Annotated in this window: 16 protein-coding genes; 6 read left to right on the top strand and 10 right to left on the bottom strand. The window is 37.7% G+C overall.

Annotated elements, in window-relative coordinates:
- Positions 1-63: 63 nt before the first annotated feature.
- The 3 genes from LF822_RS14075 to LF822_RS14065 all read left to right on the top strand — a co-directional run bounded on the left by LF822_RS14075 (position 64) and on the right by LF822_RS14065 (position 4,467).
- Positions 64-2,631: an SH3 domain-containing protein gene (locus LF822_RS14075; RefSeq protein WP_253924701.1), complete on the top strand. Its 2,568-nt coding sequence runs from the start codon at positions 64-66 to the stop codon at positions 2,629-2,631.
- A 257-nt stretch (positions 2,632-2,888) separates the two neighbouring features.
- A complete protein-coding gene (gene tagD / locus LF822_RS14070; protein ID WP_253924700.1) occupies positions 2,889-3,287 on the top strand; it encodes a glycerol-3-phosphate cytidylyltransferase in 399 nt (132 codons plus the stop codon).
- Positions 3,280-4,467, top strand: a complete 1,188-nt coding sequence (locus LF822_RS14065) for a CDP-glycerol glycerophosphotransferase family protein (protein ID WP_256522073.1) — start codon at positions 3,280-3,282, stop codon at positions 4,465-4,467. Before tagD ends, LF822_RS14065 begins: the two co-directional genes overlap by 8 nt.
- A gap of 178 nt (positions 4,468-4,645) precedes the next feature.
- Here the strand turns inward: LF822_RS14065 and LF822_RS14060 are convergent, their stop codons facing one another.
- The 10 genes from LF822_RS14060 to LF822_RS14015 form a co-directional block, all read right to left on the bottom strand.
- Complete coding sequence (locus LF822_RS14060) at positions 4,646-5,749, bottom strand: glycosyltransferase family 4 protein (protein ID WP_253924698.1); 1,104 nt, start codon at positions 5,747-5,749, stop codon at positions 4,646-4,648.
- Positions 5,750-5,904: 155 nt separating this feature from the next.
- A complete protein-coding gene (locus LF822_RS14055) occupies positions 5,905-7,620 on the bottom strand; it encodes a phospho-sugar mutase (protein ID WP_253924697.1) in 1,716 nt (571 codons plus the stop codon).
- Between the two features lie 293 nt (positions 7,621-7,913).
- On the bottom strand, positions 7,914-8,408 hold the full coding sequence (locus LF822_RS14050) for a VanZ family protein (RefSeq protein WP_253924696.1): 495 nt from the start codon (positions 8,406-8,408) through the stop codon (positions 7,914-7,916).
- Positions 8,409-8,515: 107 nt separating this feature from the next.
- On the bottom strand, positions 8,516-9,445 hold the full coding sequence (locus LF822_RS14045; RefSeq protein WP_253924949.1) for a helix-turn-helix domain-containing protein: 930 nt from the start codon (positions 9,443-9,445) through the stop codon (positions 8,516-8,518).
- 363 nt (positions 9,446-9,808) lie between these two features.
- Complete coding sequence (locus tag LF822_RS14040; RefSeq protein ID WP_253924695.1) at positions 9,809-9,937, bottom strand: anti-repressor SinI family protein; 129 nt, start codon at positions 9,935-9,937, stop codon at positions 9,809-9,811.
- A 212-nt stretch (positions 9,938-10,149) separates the two neighbouring features.
- Positions 10,150-10,719 (bottom strand): hypothetical protein, encoded by a 570-nt coding sequence (locus tag LF822_RS14035; protein ID WP_253924694.1) that lies wholly within the window; start codon positions 10,717-10,719, stop codon positions 10,150-10,152.
- A gap of 6 nt (positions 10,720-10,725) precedes the next feature.
- Positions 10,726-10,833 (bottom strand): anti-repressor SinI family protein, encoded by a 108-nt coding sequence (locus tag LF822_RS14030; protein WP_253924693.1) that lies wholly within the window; start codon positions 10,831-10,833, stop codon positions 10,726-10,728.
- Positions 10,834-10,854: 21 nt separating this feature from the next.
- Complete coding sequence (locus LF822_RS14025; protein ID WP_253924692.1) at positions 10,855-11,079, bottom strand: helix-turn-helix domain-containing protein; 225 nt, start codon at positions 11,077-11,079, stop codon at positions 10,855-10,857.
- Positions 11,080-11,250: 171 nt separating this feature from the next.
- Complete coding sequence (locus LF822_RS14020; protein WP_253924691.1) at positions 11,251-11,712, bottom strand: hypothetical protein; 462 nt, start codon at positions 11,710-11,712, stop codon at positions 11,251-11,253.
- 117 nt (positions 11,713-11,829) lie between these two features.
- Entirely contained in the window at positions 11,830-12,024 is a 195-nt protein-coding gene (locus LF822_RS14015) for a hypothetical protein (protein WP_253924690.1), read from the bottom strand.
- A gap of 386 nt (positions 12,025-12,410) precedes the next feature.
- On the opposite strand from LF822_RS14015, the gene LF822_RS14010 reads away from it, so the two are divergent.
- Genes LF822_RS14010 through thrB form a run of 3 tightly spaced genes read left to right on the top strand, consistent with a single transcriptional unit; the run spans position 12,411 to position 15,665 of the window.
- Positions 12,411-13,706 carry a homoserine dehydrogenase gene (locus LF822_RS14010; protein WP_253924689.1) on the top strand — a complete coding sequence of 432 codons (1,296 nt, stop codon included), beginning with the start codon at positions 12,411-12,413 and terminating at the stop codon, positions 13,704-13,706.
- 1 nt (position 13,707) lies between these two features.
- Complete coding sequence (gene thrC, locus LF822_RS14005) at positions 13,708-14,760, top strand: threonine synthase (protein WP_253924688.1); 1,053 nt, start codon at positions 13,708-13,710, stop codon at positions 14,758-14,760.
- The gene (gene thrB / locus LF822_RS14000; protein ID WP_253924687.1) at positions 14,757-15,665 is read left to right on the top strand and encodes a homoserine kinase; all 909 of its coding nucleotides are present in this window, start codon (positions 14,757-14,759) and stop codon (positions 15,663-15,665) included. Before thrC ends, thrB begins: the two co-directional genes overlap by 4 nt.
- Positions 15,666-15,713: the final 48 nt, after the last annotated feature.

Here is a 15,713-nt window from a genome sequence, read left to right as displayed (position 1 = left end):
ATTTTTAAATGTAATTGATGAATTAATTTATATATCTATTTACTAAAGGAGGAATGAAATTATATGCGTTTTAGCTTTGCAAAAGCTGCTGTCTTAATAGCATGTAGCTTTGTATTAACTTTTTGCGTACAAAATAGTACAGTTTTAGCAGACAATGATCAAAAGGGGATTGCTTTAAAAGACTCAACTACTGTCTATAGTGAAACTGACCAAAGTTCCCAGTCCCTTAAAGATTATCCAAAAGGCAGTATCTTGAGGTTTAAAGAGCACAGTGATGAATGGTACATAGCAACCGTCTACATTAATCATGAAGCTCATACTGGTTACATACATAAAGGTGATATCGAAAGAGCAGAACAAAACCAGGACTCCCTGGAAGGAAGAGCGAATGGAGAAGTCAATGTTACAGAAACACCTTCTTCGTTATCAAGCGATTTAAAATCTTATAATGAAGGTTCAATACTTAAGTATAAGAGTTTTTCAGAAAATTGGTATGAAGCCACTGTGTACATTAACTACGAATCCAAAACAGGGTACATACACAAAGACCAGGTGGAAACAGCTCCTAAAGAACAGGAGAATTTTACTGGAATCGCCGGAGAAAAAAATACTAATGTCTATGCTTCAGCTTCGAGTGATGCCAGTGTATTAAAGTCTTATTCAGAAGGGACAATATTGCAGTATAAGTCCTATCTAGATGACTGGTTCGAAGCTCAAGTCTATTTGAATGGGGAAAAAGAAACCGGATATATCCACAAAGATGATGTAGAAACTGGCAGGAAGGATGGCAAAGAACTTAACGGCGTCGGTCTGCTCGCATCTACAAGTGTATACTCAGATGCTTCCACTAATTCCAAAAAATTAAAAACCTACCCTGTCGGAGCAAACCTAAAGTACGAAGAATATTCTTCTGAGTGGTATAAGGCCCAAGTGTATTTAAACGGTGAAAAAGAAACCGGGTATATTCATAAAGATCATGTGGAAAAAGCAGCCGGAAATGATGATGATTTTGAAGGCATTGGCCTTAATTCACCAACTGTAGTATTTGAAGCTGCAACTACTCATTCTAACGAGTTAAAAACTTATAAAAAAGGAAACATTTTAAAGTACAAAAGTTTCTCAGAAAACTGGTATGAAGCAACAGTATATATGGGTGGACAAGCAGAGACGGGTTATATTCATAAACAGCACGTGGAAAACAAAAAAGACAACAATGAAACCTTAAACGGCCTGGCATCTTCTGATCAGTCTCAAATTTATGAACGAGCAGCTGATGAATCCAGTTCCCTGAAACAATTCGAAAAAAATGATGTAATAAAATTAAAAACCTTTTCAAATAATTGGTATGAAGTCAATTCTTATGAAGACGACGAAGAAGTTAAAGGATTTATGAAGGCTGATGATATTAGTTTAGAGGATATTGCTTATGAAACTACAAATTATAACCGTTCATTCGAAGATGTAATGACACAGCAGAACTCTACTTCCCCTCCACAGAAATCTGATGGTACAGGTATTGATGATGCCAGCGAAGAGGAAATTGAATACTATTTAAACGCAGATAACTTTAACGAGGATTCAGACAGCTTCTATCAGTTCTTAGTATTATCTCAGCCTGCAGGATTAAATGCGGAGAGTATTAACGATGATATATTATATAATGCAGGAACTCTGTCAAATACAGCTGATTCCTTTGTAGAAGCTGGTGAAAGATTTGATGTAAATGAGGCGTACCTTATCTCTCATGCCTTACATGAAACAAGCTACGGCGCTTCAGAGCTGGCAGAAGGTATACCTGTAAATGGTGAAGGAGAAGTCGTTAAAGAAAGTGAAGCAGAACATACTGTTTATAATATGTATGGTATAGGTGCCGTTGATGCAGAACCTGTTTCCGGCGGTGCCTTAACAGCTTTTGAAAAAGAATGGTTCTCCCCCGAAGAAGCCATTGTGGGAGGAGCTGAATTCGCTGCCGATCAATACGTTAACCGCGGGCAGGATACTTTGTATAAAATGAAATGGAACCCTGACAGTCCTACATGGAACCAATATGCAACTCATGTTGCTTGGGCGGACATTCAAACGAAAACAATATCTGACATTTATGATACAACTGAGGATTATGTTTTAACTTACGATGTTCCTAAGTATCAAGACCAGCCTTCTCCTATTGAAAAACCTGATCCTTCTGATGAAGACGGGAACTATCTGGAATACCCTGAAAATATTAAAGGTGAAGTGGTGGTTAACGATTCGAACCTAAACCTTAGAGAAGAACCGGATGAAGAATCCAACGTAATTACCGGCTTACCTAATGAAACAACTGTAGATGTTAAAGGGACAGAAAGCGTCTGGCTGGAGATAGAATATGAAGGTGAAACAGGATGGGCTCACAGTGACTATATAAAAACTTTAAATCTACTGGAAGTTACTATAGATAGCTTAAATGTCAGAACCGGACCTTCAGTTGAAGACGCCCCTGCAGGTGCCGTGGGCAGTGAAGATTTAATTGCAGGTGAACTAGATAAAGACAGTAAATTAGTTACTGATAATGAGTGGTACCAAATCGAGTACAACGGAGACCAGGCATGGGTAAGCAGCGGCGAAGATAATGATTTTATAATCGAAAAATAATTAATTAACTGCTAACTGCTAAACGCAAAGCAGCTCTCAGATGTGTCTGAGAGCTGCTTTATTAATTTAAATGGAAATATTATCAATCAAAAGTTTGTTGTTTTAATTTGTAATTTCTTGTAGTATTAATACATGCACGTATAAATCTAGTATACTCTATCTTTTTTATAAATTTGTAAATTGTATGTTTTAATTCTGTAAAATATGAGGTATATACTTTATAATGGAATGTTAAGCATTCAAGGAGGAAATAAAAAATGAAAAAAGTTATCACGTACGGCACCTTTGACTTATTGCATTGGGGTCATATTAATTTATTAAAACGAGCTAAAGACCTGGGAGATTATTTGATTGTTGCGATCTCATCTGATGAATTTAACGCTATTAAAAACAAAGAAGCCTATCACAGTTTTGAAAATCGCAAAATGATCCTTGAAGCAATTCGTTATGTAGATGAAGTAATTGCTGAAGATAATTGGGAACAGAAAGTAGAAGACGTACAGAAACACGATATTGATGTTTTTGTCATGGGCGATGACTGGAAAGGGAAATTCGACTTTTTAACAGAATATTGCGAAGTTGTTTATTTACCTCGTACTGTAGGAATTTCAACTAGTAAAATAAAAGACGATTTATTTGATGTGAACAATGGCTAAAGATTTTTTCATAAGCGTCTACCTGCTTATGTTCAGAACCATATTTAATATTGCTAAGCTTATTCCCCAACGGAAGAAAACGGTCTTTGTCTCTTCTTTTGGGGATAATATTTTGTTTACAGTTGAAGCCTTAAAAAAACAGTACGACGGGGAAATTATCATTCTTAAAGATGAGAAATGCAAGTATTTCTTTTTGGAAGACGCCCAGGTTACAGTTGTTCCCTTTCAGCTAAAAAGACCCAGGGACTTTATTCAATCTATATACCATCTTGCCACATGTGAGAAAGTTTTTGTCGATAATTACTTTGGCTTTCTTTCTGCAGTTAACTTCAATAAAAATGTAGAATGCATCCAATTATGGCATGCTTCAGGCGCAGTGAAAAGGTTCGGCCTTGCCGATCCTTCTATAGAAGAGCGCACTAATAAAGCGAATGAACGCTTTCGTAAAGTTTATCAGCGCTTTGACAAAGTAGTTGTAGGATCTGATAAAATGGCGGAGATCTTTAAACAAAGCTTTAACTTATCCGAGAAAAACATTCTAAAAACCGGGATACCGCGTACCGATTTCTTTTTTGAAGATCACCCTGTAATTGAACAAAAACTAAAAAGCAAATATCCGCAAATTAAAAACAAGAAAGTGATCCTGTATGCTCCAACATTTAGAGATCATCAGTTGACAAATCCTGATATACAGCTTGACCTCAAACAAATGTATGAAGCCCTTCACGAGGATTATGTATTGTTATTAAGACTACACCCGGCTGTAAATACAAATTTCAGCAACCCTTATCCTGACTTTATTATTGATGTTTCAGCGGGTGAAAAGATAAACCATCTGCTGTTAATTACGGACCTTCTGATTACAGATTATTCATCTATTCCTTATGAATTTTCACTCTTAAATAAGCCTATGATCTTCTACTCCTTCGATTTAGAAGAGTACGCACGAGTTCGAGGATTCTGGGAAGACTATCATACTATGACTCCTGGGCCGGTAGCTTATACCAGCCAGGAAATAATTGAGATTATCTGGACTGATTTTTACGATTACGATCAGATTAAACTTTTTTCTGATTTGTGGAATCAGTACTCAGATGGTCATTCCAGTCAGAAACTTGTTCACTCTCTCTATGGGGATGCACAAATTCCTGAAACCAAATTAACTAAAATAACCCAGTGATTTTTCATCACTGGGTTTTTCTTTTGCATTTTTTGTTATCGGGAGAATTACTTAAGATTTGATTCAGAGACTTTAACATGAGTAAGGGCGATATTATTTATTCGCGGCAAGCCCCGTTTCTGTGTCTTTTTAATGGCATAATTATTATCAGCAAACACTGACGAGGGTTCACATTAAATTATTCTCCCTCTTCCTTTTTGTGAGTTCTGTTTTTTTTATTTGAAAACAGCTTCTGCATTAAATTAATCACCGGACGCTTTCCTCTTTGCACTACACCCGTCATCTCAGCAAATAAATGCAGTAAAAAGAGAATAAAAAACGTAAGTCCCAGTGAGATTCCAAACGACGTTAGAGAGAATAGTATGGCGAGAAAGCCGAAAAGGGCACTAAATCCATAAATGATAAGAACCGTCGTTCTATGACTGAATCCGGCAGCGAGAATTTGATAGTGAATGTGTTTGTTATCCGGCATCATAATTTTTTGGTTGTTTAGGAACCTTCTCATAATAGAGAACAGCGTATCGAATAATGGAATAGCTAATACAATAATAGGAATGATAAAGCTGAAGAGAGTGACATTTTTAAATAAACCTACCATTGAAATAACAGCCATCGAGTAGCCAAGAAATAGAGATCCTGAATCTCCCATATATATTTTAGCCGGGTAGAAATTATGGAACAGAAATCCAATATTACTCCCTATTAACACAATACATAGAAATACTATTGAAATTTGCGGCTCCAGGGCAAGAGCCATGACAGCAACGCTGATTAAAGAGATGGTAGTGACCCCGGTTGCCAATCCATCAAGACCATCGATTAAATTAATCGCATTCGTAATTCCTATAATCCAAAAAAATGACAGAACAATACTCACTGGATCACTCAGGGGAATCATCCCCACGAAAGGAATAGTTAGAATATCCACCTGCAGGCCGGAAAAGATAAGAACGGAAGCAGCCAAAATTTGTCCAGCTAATTTCATTAACGGACTTATCTGATAACGGTCGTCCAATAGACCGGTCAAAACTATAATAACCGCACCTATTGAAATAGCCGTCCAGTATTGTGTTTCGGGTCTAATGTAAAGCATACCTGCTGCTACACCTCCGAATATGGCAAGCCCCCCCATACGTGGTGTGACAACAGCATGAATCTTTCTAGCTTCCGGATGGTCCATCATCCTCCACTTTCTTGCTAACTTAATCACAGGAAAAACTAATAAATAACTTACGGCCATAGACAAAAATAGGGCTATGGCTATTTCTATATATATATTCATAATAATCCTCGCTTAATTCACAAGGGAAACCCCTTTAAATTCATCCGTCCCCCATTATACCATAGGTACTCTTATGATTTCTTTCTTCTCAAAGATTTAAAGAGAATCTAATCAAATTGAAAAAAAGAAGCCCCAAAAAATGGAGCTCCTTACATTTATACACTTTCACTAATTAATTCATTGACAGATTGCTTAACCGCTTCGAGTAGTTTACGACTCTCTTCACCAGATCTCGTTTTTACACCGTAATAAAATTTTATTTTCGGTTCCGTGCCTGAAGGGCGTAGACAGAACCAGCTGTCGTTTTCCAATATGAACTTTAAAACATTAGCATTAGGCAGTTCAATTTTTTCGACCGTGCCGTTTTTATGTCTCCGTTCGGAAGTGGTATAATCTTCAACCGCTATTACATCAAGTCCGCCTGCTTTAGATAAAGGATTATTCCTGAAATCTGTCATAATTTTAGTGATTTTCTCAGATCCCGTTTTCCCTTCCATAGTAAGAGATTGCAGGTCTTCAAGGAAGTATCCATGCTTTTTGTATAAATCTTCTAAAGCTTCTAACAAGGTTTTACCTTTAGATTTCCAATAAGCTGCCACTTCTGAAGCAAGTACAGCTGCCTGCACGGCATCTTTATCACGTGCAAAGTCTTTAACAAGATAGCCGTAGCTTTCCTCATATCCAAATAGGAAGGTGTGTTGATTAGTTGCTTCATATTCTTTAATCTTCTCACCAATAAATTTAAAGCCTGTTAAAGTATCAAGACTGCTTACCCCGTAGTGATCTGCAATAACACGGCCAAATTCTGATGTCACAATGGTCTTAATGACTATTCCGTTATCAGGTACGTGGCTCGATTGAGATAATAGGTAATCAATTAACAGTGCTCCGGTCTGATTTCCGGTAAGTACTTGGTAGTCTCCTCTTGAATTTGGAACTGCTACACCCAGACGGTCTGCATCAGGATCAGTAGCAATTAATACATCTGCTCCAATCTGGCTTCCTTTTTCTATTGCCAGCTCAAACGCCTGGTGTTCTTCAGGGTTAGGTGAAGCAACCGTGCTAAATTCCGGATCAGGAACAGCCTGCTCTTCCACTGTATGAATATTGGTAATTCCTATCTGCTTAAGACCTTTCTCAACAAGCATTTGAGCTGTCCCGTGCAGTGGCGTGAACACAACACTTAACTCACCCGCGAAATGCGGAAGTTCCTGGTTCACATTCACTTCCTTTAATTTATTTAAGTAAGCTTCATCTACCTCTGTATCTATCCATTTCAGTAAACCTGTTTTTTCTAATTCTTCTTGAACAGCTACTTCTATTTCAAGCTCATTCTCAACTAGGTTTACCATATCAATTACCGTTTCTGCCTCAGCTGGAGGAAGCTGTCCGCCATCTGAGTTATAAGCTTTAAACCCGTTATACTCTGGAGGGTTGTGGCTTGCAGTAATAACGACTCCGGCTGCAGCTTCTAAGTAACGCACAGCGAAAGAAAGTTCCGGGGTGGGTCTTAAAGAAGAGAAAACGTAAGTCTTAATACCGTGACGACCAAGCACTTTAGCAGTTTCTACTGAAAATTCCTTAGACATGTACCGCGAATCGTAGGCTATGACCACACCTTCAGCTTGACCCGAAAGGCTTTTAACATAAGATGCCAGTCCTTCTGCGGCCCTTCTAATCGTGTAAATGTTCATACGATTCGTTCCTGGTCCAAGTTTCCCGCGCATACCTCCAGTACCGAACTCAAGGTTTTTATAATAAGCGTCCTCAAGTGATTGTTCATCCTGCTGCAGTTGATTAAGTTCAGTACGCAGAGTAGGATCTAAAGAAGTGAAAGTATTCCATCGTTCGTATTCTTGATACCAGCTCATATACTCATCCCTTTTCTATTAATTGAAATTATGTAGTGGAGTAAATTATATCATATTTGAAGCGTTTACGAGGTGGCTGAAAGTCAAAAAAAGAGCAGAAAGTCTGCTCATACTTTTTAAGCTTGAAGTTGTTGAATTAGTCGATTGATCACATCTTGAGAGGATGCTAATTCGGAGCTTTCTGTTTGTTGAATAATCGTTTGCATGATTTCTTTTAACTCTTCTGCTTTTGTCATTGCCCCCACCTTTTCCCTTTTTTATCTTATATACCTATATTCCTTACTCATTCGATTCTAAACGTGTTTTTTCGTCCGTCGTCTAACTACTATAAAAATAACAATTACTGCCAGACCCCCGCCTGCAGCGTCCAGTATCACATCTCCAGCATAAGGAGTCCGATTTGGCGTGAGTCCCTGGTGCCATTCATCAAAAACAGCATACAATACCGCCCCCGTCCAGGAAGCCACAACCAAAATTAAAAACTTTCTTCCTTGCAGCGAATGGGAAAAGGCATAGTAAAAAAGCAGTGTCAGAACAAAAAACACCCCTAAATGAGCGCCTTTTCTTATAAAGAATTCAATGAATCCTTCCACTCCCAGAGCAGCTGCACTAACTTCCTTGGTGTTGTATGTAAAGCTCACTCTGTTTAAATAAGGTTCCAGCCAGGAGAGGTCGAACCAGCTTCCCAGCAAGGGTTTTATATTTTGTTTTTCATATGGTGTAGATGAAGAATAATAGATTATAGTCATCCATAACATCACAGGCAGCCAGTAAACAAGCTTTCTCATAAATATCCTCGCATAACTTAAATATTGTTTAATTTTAACATAATACGTCAAAAAATAGTATAAATTTTTCTATTAACTCAAAGAACTTCCGCTAAATGTACAGGAGGCTAAGTTAAATAAGCGGATTGTAATTTTTGTCGAAAATCTTTCGGGCTTATTCCTTCATGTTTTTTGAATACTCTCGTAAAGTAGCTTTGACTGTTATACCCTAATAGAATACTAATTTCCATTAAGGAATACTGGGTGTTGGTTAACAATTCTTTCGCTTCTTTAACGCGCTGGGCGTTAATATATTTAGTTATTGAAGTACCAGTATCCTTATTAAACACGCTTGAAAGATAATTCGGATTTACATGAAGCTCTTCAGCTATAACCTTCAGATTAATATCTTCAGTTAAATTCTGATAGATATAATTTTTTGCTTTATGAACTAGAGGAGAAACTATGCTCGTTTGGTTTCTTTGTTTCATGACATTTAAATAAGCCTGAACAATAGTTAATTCTAAATGCGAGAGTTCGTTTATATCATCTTTAGATTCAAGGAAGTTAATATAGAAATCGTGCAATGAAAAAGCTTCCCCTTTGGCAATTCCTTCTTCTATTGCAATGCGAGTGAGCTTCGAGATAAGAGTAATAATATTATTTTTTGCTGATCTAATCTCATCACCATTGCCGAGTGGAAAAAGCGAAGACCTCCTAAGCTTTTGATATTCTTTTAAAGCCCGCGCATCACCTTGTTTAAAAAATTTATTAAAATTCTCATTCAATTCTAAAAGATGACGCGAATATTTCGCATTCAAATGGTTACTTTTAAATTCCCGGTAATCTTCCCATTCTTCAGTAGGGAGCTGACCTATCGAATGGCTTTCAGATTTCCCAGGCATTAGCAAATTCAAAAGACGTTCGATTGATTCTAACTTCTTGAAGGTAATAACGGGCAGTTTACTGAAATATTCAATTGCCTCTGTCTCAAAAGAAAAATCCATACCATGCAGCACAAGCATTTTCCGCACTTGAAATTTACCCACTTCCTGCATCAAGTACGGTCCAATCCCAATATATGTAAATTCATCATAATTATTCTTAATAGGATAGAAAAAGAAGTATTGATAATAAAGATCAGCAAATAATTGAAGCTGGAAAGGGCTCTTCTTACTATCCCTCAGACACTGATAAAAAACATCATGAAATATTTCAGGAGGCCTGTGGAATTGATCGGGAAAATGACGGATTAACTTTTCGTTATCATTAAAAACCAGAATAGGAGTTTGAAACGAATTAGAACAATCTCTTAACAGCTCAAATAATTCAATGTGACCTGACCTCAAATGAACACCCTCCCTTTAATACTACTATAGTTCATTTACAAAAAAATAACATCAGCAGAAGGCTGATGTTCGTTAATGAGAACTTTTCATTTTTATAAACTCTCTTACCTCTTCAATAGTTAACCCCAAATCCCTGGCTTCCTTAACTAACTTTACCCACTCTGTATCTAGCGCCTTCTGATCAGGAATTGCTTTCATCATAGATGAACCTCCCCGTTAAAATTATGGAAGCTTCTACTATCTGCAGTATGTAAGCCCCCTGCCCTATCCCTATATAACTAAGGCTATTATACCGTCTATTATTATCGTAGTTTTGTATTTTTTTCAGATTTTTTTCAAAATATATTAATTTTTTAGTTTTTTTTGGAAAAAGATATTGTAAAAAAAACTCGAATATAATACACAGTAAAATGTTAGGACATTCTTTCCCACGGAATAGTATCATCATACCCTGAGCTAATCACTTTACTCCCTATTTTCTGGCAGTATCCTTCATAATCAAAACGATGAATGTGCTTTATGATATAAAAGGAAGAACCAATGTGATAAGTGTAGAAAATAATAACCGGATGATTTAAGGAATCGTAAAAAAATATTGGATTGTATTTTTTTCTATTAGACCATAAGAGATATGTGAAAATCGTATTATCCATAATCTGATCTGCATGCCACTCCTGATCAGTCTCTATGCAGTATTTTTGTAACTCCTGTATACAAATAGCAGCCTGCAGATATGATAAAGGGGATTCGTCACCCTGCACGGCTGTCATGGGATCCTTCTGCTTTTGGTTATTGAAATATGCCGCCACTTCGCCTTGACTGCTAATAATGGTGTGGTGCGACTTAACCATTAATTGGGAGAATTGACTCACGACCGGATTTAAATGACATGTTATTCCTTTAAATAAAAGTACGGGAGGAAGCGGTGAACTTATACAATTGGGACGAGCTGCTAATCTCGTAAACACGACTTTCCCTTTCAATTAGCCTCAACCCTCTTTCCTCAAAAATTTACGTACTTCTTCTATATCGAGGCCGAGTCGTTTAGCTTCTTTCATTAACTTAATCCATTCTTCATCCAAATGTTTGTGCCTCATCCCCTATCCCCTTTCTGTTTATTATTTAGTTTTATGCTGATCATTTACGTGCGATAATAAATCTTCAAGTGGAACATCTAAAGTCTCTGCCAGTTTCCTCATAACACTTAATGAAGGGTTTTTTTGGACACCTCTTTCAATATTGCTTATATATGACTTTGAAACTCCTGATGATTTAGCAAATTGATTAACAGATAAACCTTTTCCTAACCGCAAACCTCGAATACGTTCTCCTATAGCAGCCATTTATACCAGCCTCCTTTTCCTTACATTAAACAATCTGTCTCCAGCGAATAATTGTTCTCAATAAAGAATTATATATTTTTATTATATCTAATAAAATTAAGAATTAAAAGGTTTTTTTCTTTATTAAGAACAAAAACGCAATAAAAAACCACTCTGTTTTAAAAGAGTGGTTCAGCAATATTCTTCATTCCATACTTCAGATAGTAGTGTAAACGCTTTCTTATCAGAGCTGTCAATAGCTCTGTTAATAAGCCGCCTCAGGTTTTCTTTTTCCAGATCTTCAATAATTATTTCTAATTCGCCGTCAACATTAAATGTTTTTTCTTTCTGACTCTGCCCAGATTCATAAGGTGATGTAATACCGTGTAAATGAGTTAGAAAATCAGGAAGCTTTAATAGGTCTGCTACCGACACATAAACAATCCGTTTTCCCCGCTGAAACACAAAGATATCGAACACATTGTGAACACGGTTGTTTTTTCGATCAATTATTATTTCTCTGGATTCCATAGGGATAAATTGATACAGTTCCTCATCTATAAACAAAGAAAAATACTGGTAGGCTAACACAACGCGTATAAAACGCTTATCTTCTTTCACATAATACGGTTTTAACATTTTCACATTTAACATTTTTTGCCACCCCTTATGATCAGAATTTTCAGTATTTTATTCTATTATCTCTTATTTGTCAATAAAAATAAAGCTGAAAAATAATCATAAGGAAAAGCTGCCGTCACACAGCTTTTCCTAATCACTTGAAGGTGATAATAGTGAACGAAAGTGACTGCGAATGACTATGCTGAGCTGATGGACACTTGCTTCATTATGAATTGCAATAAATGTATGTACGGCTTCCATTCCTTCTTTTAGAAAAAGATCCGCTTTACCTGAAATCCCCATTTCTTCAATAATAGGTTTAATTAAACTTTCATAGCTGTTCATTTCTCGCCCCCCTTTCTTTAGTAGGTATTTTTACTTATAATGTATTTTGATAATTTAGTCAATATGTATGACTTTACGTAAAGTTATTAAATATTAAATAAAAATAAGTCATTATTTGTCGAAGATTGTCTGATTTTTCTTATTTTTGGAAAACCAAGAAATAAATCTCTATTTTAATAGTATGTAATTTTTAAACTTGAGACAAAATATTTTTTGTATACTGAGTTACTTCTTTGTTCAGTCGAGTATAAGTGCTGTAATACCAGACTTTTAAGAAAATACTTAAATTACTAATCTATTTTACCTTGTACATCCTCTGCCTTTCCGTTACAATGTCCATTACAAATATAAATATGTATATTTCAAGTGGACAAGGAGTGTGAACGATGAAGGACACAATTACTGTGGGCTTATTAGGATTAGGCACTGTAGGAAGCGGTGTAATTGAAATTCTTGAAGACCATAAAGAAAGTATTCAACATAAAACAGGGTGTAATGTCACTATTAAGACTGTGCTCGTAAGTAATTTATCAAAACCCCGGGATATCGACAACACTTCAACTCAATTAACGGATCGTTATGAAGACATCACGCAGGATCCGGAGATTGATGTTGTGGTGGAGGTTATGGGTGGAATCGATCACACTCTAACAATTCTGCGTGAAGCGATTGAAAATGGTAAACATATAGTTACAGCTAATAAAGACCTTGTAGCACAGCATGGGGCCGAATTGTTTGAAGCGAGCTCCAGAAACAAGTGTGACCTATTTTACGAAGCTAGTGTAGCTGGCGGTGTTCCGATTATCCGTTCCATATTAGATGGACTGTCATCTGATAAAATTCGAAAAATGATGGGCATTGTTAACGGTACAACAAACTACATTTTAACGAAAATGACTAAAGAAGGTGTAGATTTCGACGCCGTGCTTAAAGAAGCTCAGGAGCTTGGGTTCGCTGAAGCTGACCCAACGGCTGATGTAGATGGGCTGGATGCTGCCAGAAAAATGACAATCTTATCAATATTAGGTTTCTCCATGCCGTTTAATTTAGAAGATGTAGAAGTTAAAGGAATTCGAGGCATTTCACTGGCAGACATTCAATATGCTGAACAGCTTGGCTATTCTGTAAAACTTATCGGTGTAGCAGAACACGATAATACAGGGGTTTCTGTAAGTGTCGAACCCACGTTACTCCCTAGTGAACATCCGCTTACTTCGGTAAATGATGAATATAATGCTGTATATGTTTATGGGGATGCCGTTGGAGAAACAATGTTCTACGGTCCAGGTGCAGGTAAGCTTCCTACTGCGACTGCCGTCGTTTCAGATCTTATAGCCGTTGTTAAAAGCTTAAGATTAGGAACTTCAGGCTCAGCCTACGTCCAGCCTCAGTTCCCTAAACTAGTGAAAGAAAAAAAAGATCAACTGACCAAAAAATATATGAGACTTCATGTTCATGATCAGCCAGGCATGCTTATGGAGCTTACAAAAATATTTGCTGAATATGGTATTTCCTTTGATCAAATCATCCAGCGTGAAGCTGATAAACACGATGAACGTGAATTAATGATGATTACTCACCAAGTAAGCGAAGAAGATTTCGAGAGAGCATTTAAAGATTTAGAAAGCCTATCTTCGATTCGATCTGTCGATAGTGTTTTCCGTGTAGAAGGGAGCAATTGATATGTGGAAGGGTTTATTAGACAAATATGAAGATCTATTACCAGTTACACCGGAAACACCAAAACTAACATTGCATGAGGGAAATACTCCACTGTTACCAATACCAACAATTTCAGAAGAATTAGGGATTGAAGCTTATGTAAAAATTGAAGGAGCAAATCCAACAGGTTCTTTTAAAGACCGGGGCATGGTGCTTGCCATGGCAAAAGCTATTGAAGAAGGATCAAAAGCAGTAATCTGTGCTTCAACGGGAAACACTTCCGCTTCAGCAGCAGCTTTTGCAGCTAGAGCAGGTTTACGCTGTATTGTCGTTATACCTGATGGGAAAATTGCAGAAGGCAAGCTTGCTCAGGCTGTAATGTACGGAGCAGAGATCTTTGCAATTAAGGGGAATTTTGACCAGGCCTTACAAATTGTACGTCAAATTGCAGAAACTGAACCCATTACACTTGTTAATTCGGTTAACCCTTACAGAATAGAAGGTCAAAAAACCGCTGCTTTTGAAGTATGTGATGTACTCGGAGATGCACCCGACTTTCTTTCTATTCCTGTCGGGAATGCAGGGAACATTACAGCTTACTGGCGTGGGTTTAAAGAATATCATGAAGCACACAGTACGAAGCTGCCGCAAATGCTTGGTTTTGAAGCAAGTGGTTCAGCGGCAATTGTGAGAAATCAAGTAATTGAAAATCCGGAAACGCTGGCTACTGCTATCCGAATTGGTAATCCTGCAAGCTGGCAGCCAGCCCTTATAGCTGCAGAAGAATCAAAAGGAAGCATTAACGAAGTAACCGATGAAGATATAGTGGAAGCTTATCAATGGTTAGCCAGCGCAGAAGGAGTCTTTGCTGAACCCGCTTCATGCGCCTCTCTTGCAGGTACGATCAAAAAAGTAAAAGATGGTTCAATCCCTAAAGGTTCTAAAGTGGTTCATGTTCTTACTGGTAACGGACTTAAAGATCCAACTACAGCCATAGAGAAAAGCAAAATCAGACCAATTGTCATCGAGAACGACTTAAATCAATTTGCTCAAGCCGCTGGAGTACAATCATGATCACCATACGAGTTCCAGCAACATCTGCAAACCTGGGACCAGGTTTTGATTCAATAGGAATGGCCTTGTCTCAATATGTGACACTCCACTGTGAGCCTGCTGGTGAATGGAGTTTTGTATTACAAAAAAAAGATCAACCTTTTATTCCTGAGGGGAAGTCGAATTTAATATATAAATCTGCATTGTTTACAGCGAATCAGTACGGATATGATCAATTACCTGCCCACAAGGTAACCATGACCAACGAAGTACCGATTGCGCGGGGGCTCGGCAGCTCCTCTACAGCAGTAGTTGGAGGAATTGAACTAGCAAACCAAATCCTTTCTCTTAGGTTAGCTGAACGTGAGAAGCTGAAGATTGCCTGTACGATCGAAGGTCACCCGGATAATGTGGCTCCGGCGATTTATGGAGGAATTACAGTGTCCAGCTACGATGGGGTGAACTTAGAATCAGTCCGGTTCTCGAAAGAATTAGAGCAGCTGACATGGGTGGCAGTGATTCCAGATTATCATGTAGAGACGGAAGAAGCGCGCTCTATCCTTCCAGCCCAACTTCCTTACAAGGATGCAGTACATGCAAGCGGCATGGCTAATGTACTTGTGGCTGCTCTGGCTGAAAAAGACTGGCCTTTAGTCGGCCGGATGATGAAAGAGGATAAGTGGCACCAGCCTTATCGAAGCGGCCTTATCCCAGACTTCCCCCACGTGTCAAAGATATTAGAAGATAATGGCTCTCTCGGTCATTATATAAGCGGGGCAGGACCTACAATGATCGGACTCTTTCACCATGCTGGTGAAAGACAATTAGCAGCGTTAAACGATCATTTCCCAAATTATCAAGTAGAATTCTTAAAAGCCGACCTAAGCGGAGTTTCTGCTTCTGTTAGTCCTGCTTTGAACCAGTGATCTATTCACTGGTTCATTTTTTTACCATAGCTGCAAATTGTTAAAACC

Source organism: Halobacillus sp. A5 (assembly GCF_024189315.1).
GTDB lineage: Bacteria > Bacillota > Bacilli > Bacillales > Halobacillaceae > Halobacillus_A.
Note: the sequence above shows the minus strand (reverse complement) of the source record. Positions and strands in the feature narration are given on the sequence as shown.

Bases quoted from the DNA above. Each gene is read 5' to 3' on its own strand.
- LF822_RS14075 (WP_253924701.1), top strand. From the start codon at position 64: ATGCGTTTTAGCTTTGCAAAAGCTGCTGTCTTAATAGCATGTAGCTTT.
- tagD (WP_253924700.1), top strand. From the start codon at position 2,889: ATGAAAAAAGTTATCACGTACGGCACCTTTGACTTATTGCATTGGGGT.
- LF822_RS14065 (WP_256522073.1), top strand. From the start codon at position 3,280: ATGGCTAAAGATTTTTTCATAAGCGTCTACCTGCTTATGTTCAGAACC.
- LF822_RS14060 (WP_253924698.1), bottom strand. From the start codon at position 5,749: ATGAATATATATATAGAAATAGCCATAGCCCTATTTTTGTCTATGGCC.
- LF822_RS14055 (WP_253924697.1), bottom strand. From the start codon at position 7,620: ATGAGCTGGTATCAAGAATACGAACGATGGAATACTTTCACTTCTTTA.
- LF822_RS14050 (WP_253924696.1), bottom strand. From the start codon at position 8,408: ATGAGAAAGCTTGTTTACTGGCTGCCTGTGATGTTATGGATGACTATA.
- LF822_RS14045 (WP_253924949.1), bottom strand. From the start codon at position 9,445: ATGCAGGAAGTGGGTAAATTTCAAGTGCGGAAAATGCTTGTGCTGCAT.
- LF822_RS14040 (WP_253924695.1), bottom strand. From the start codon at position 9,937: ATGATGAAAGCAATTCCTGATCAGAAGGCGCTAGATACAGAGTGGGTA.
- LF822_RS14030 (WP_253924693.1), bottom strand. From the start codon at position 10,833: ATGAGGCACAAACATTTGGATGAAGAATGGATTAAGTTAATGAAAGAA.
- LF822_RS14025 (WP_253924692.1), bottom strand. From the start codon at position 11,079: ATGGCTGCTATAGGAGAACGTATTCGAGGTTTGCGGTTAGGAAAAGGT.
- LF822_RS14020 (WP_253924691.1), bottom strand. From the start codon at position 11,712: ATGTTAAATGTGAAAATGTTAAAACCGTATTATGTGAAAGAAGATAAG.
- LF822_RS14015 (WP_253924690.1), bottom strand. From the start codon at position 12,024: ATGAACAGCTATGAAAGTTTAATTAAACCTATTATTGAAGAAATGGGG.
- LF822_RS14010 (WP_253924689.1), top strand. From the start codon at position 12,411: ATGAAGGACACAATTACTGTGGGCTTATTAGGATTAGGCACTGTAGGA.
- thrC (WP_253924688.1), top strand. From the start codon at position 13,708: ATGTGGAAGGGTTTATTAGACAAATATGAAGATCTATTACCAGTTACA.
- thrB (WP_253924687.1), top strand. From the start codon at position 14,757: ATGATCACCATACGAGTTCCAGCAACATCTGCAAACCTGGGACCAGGT.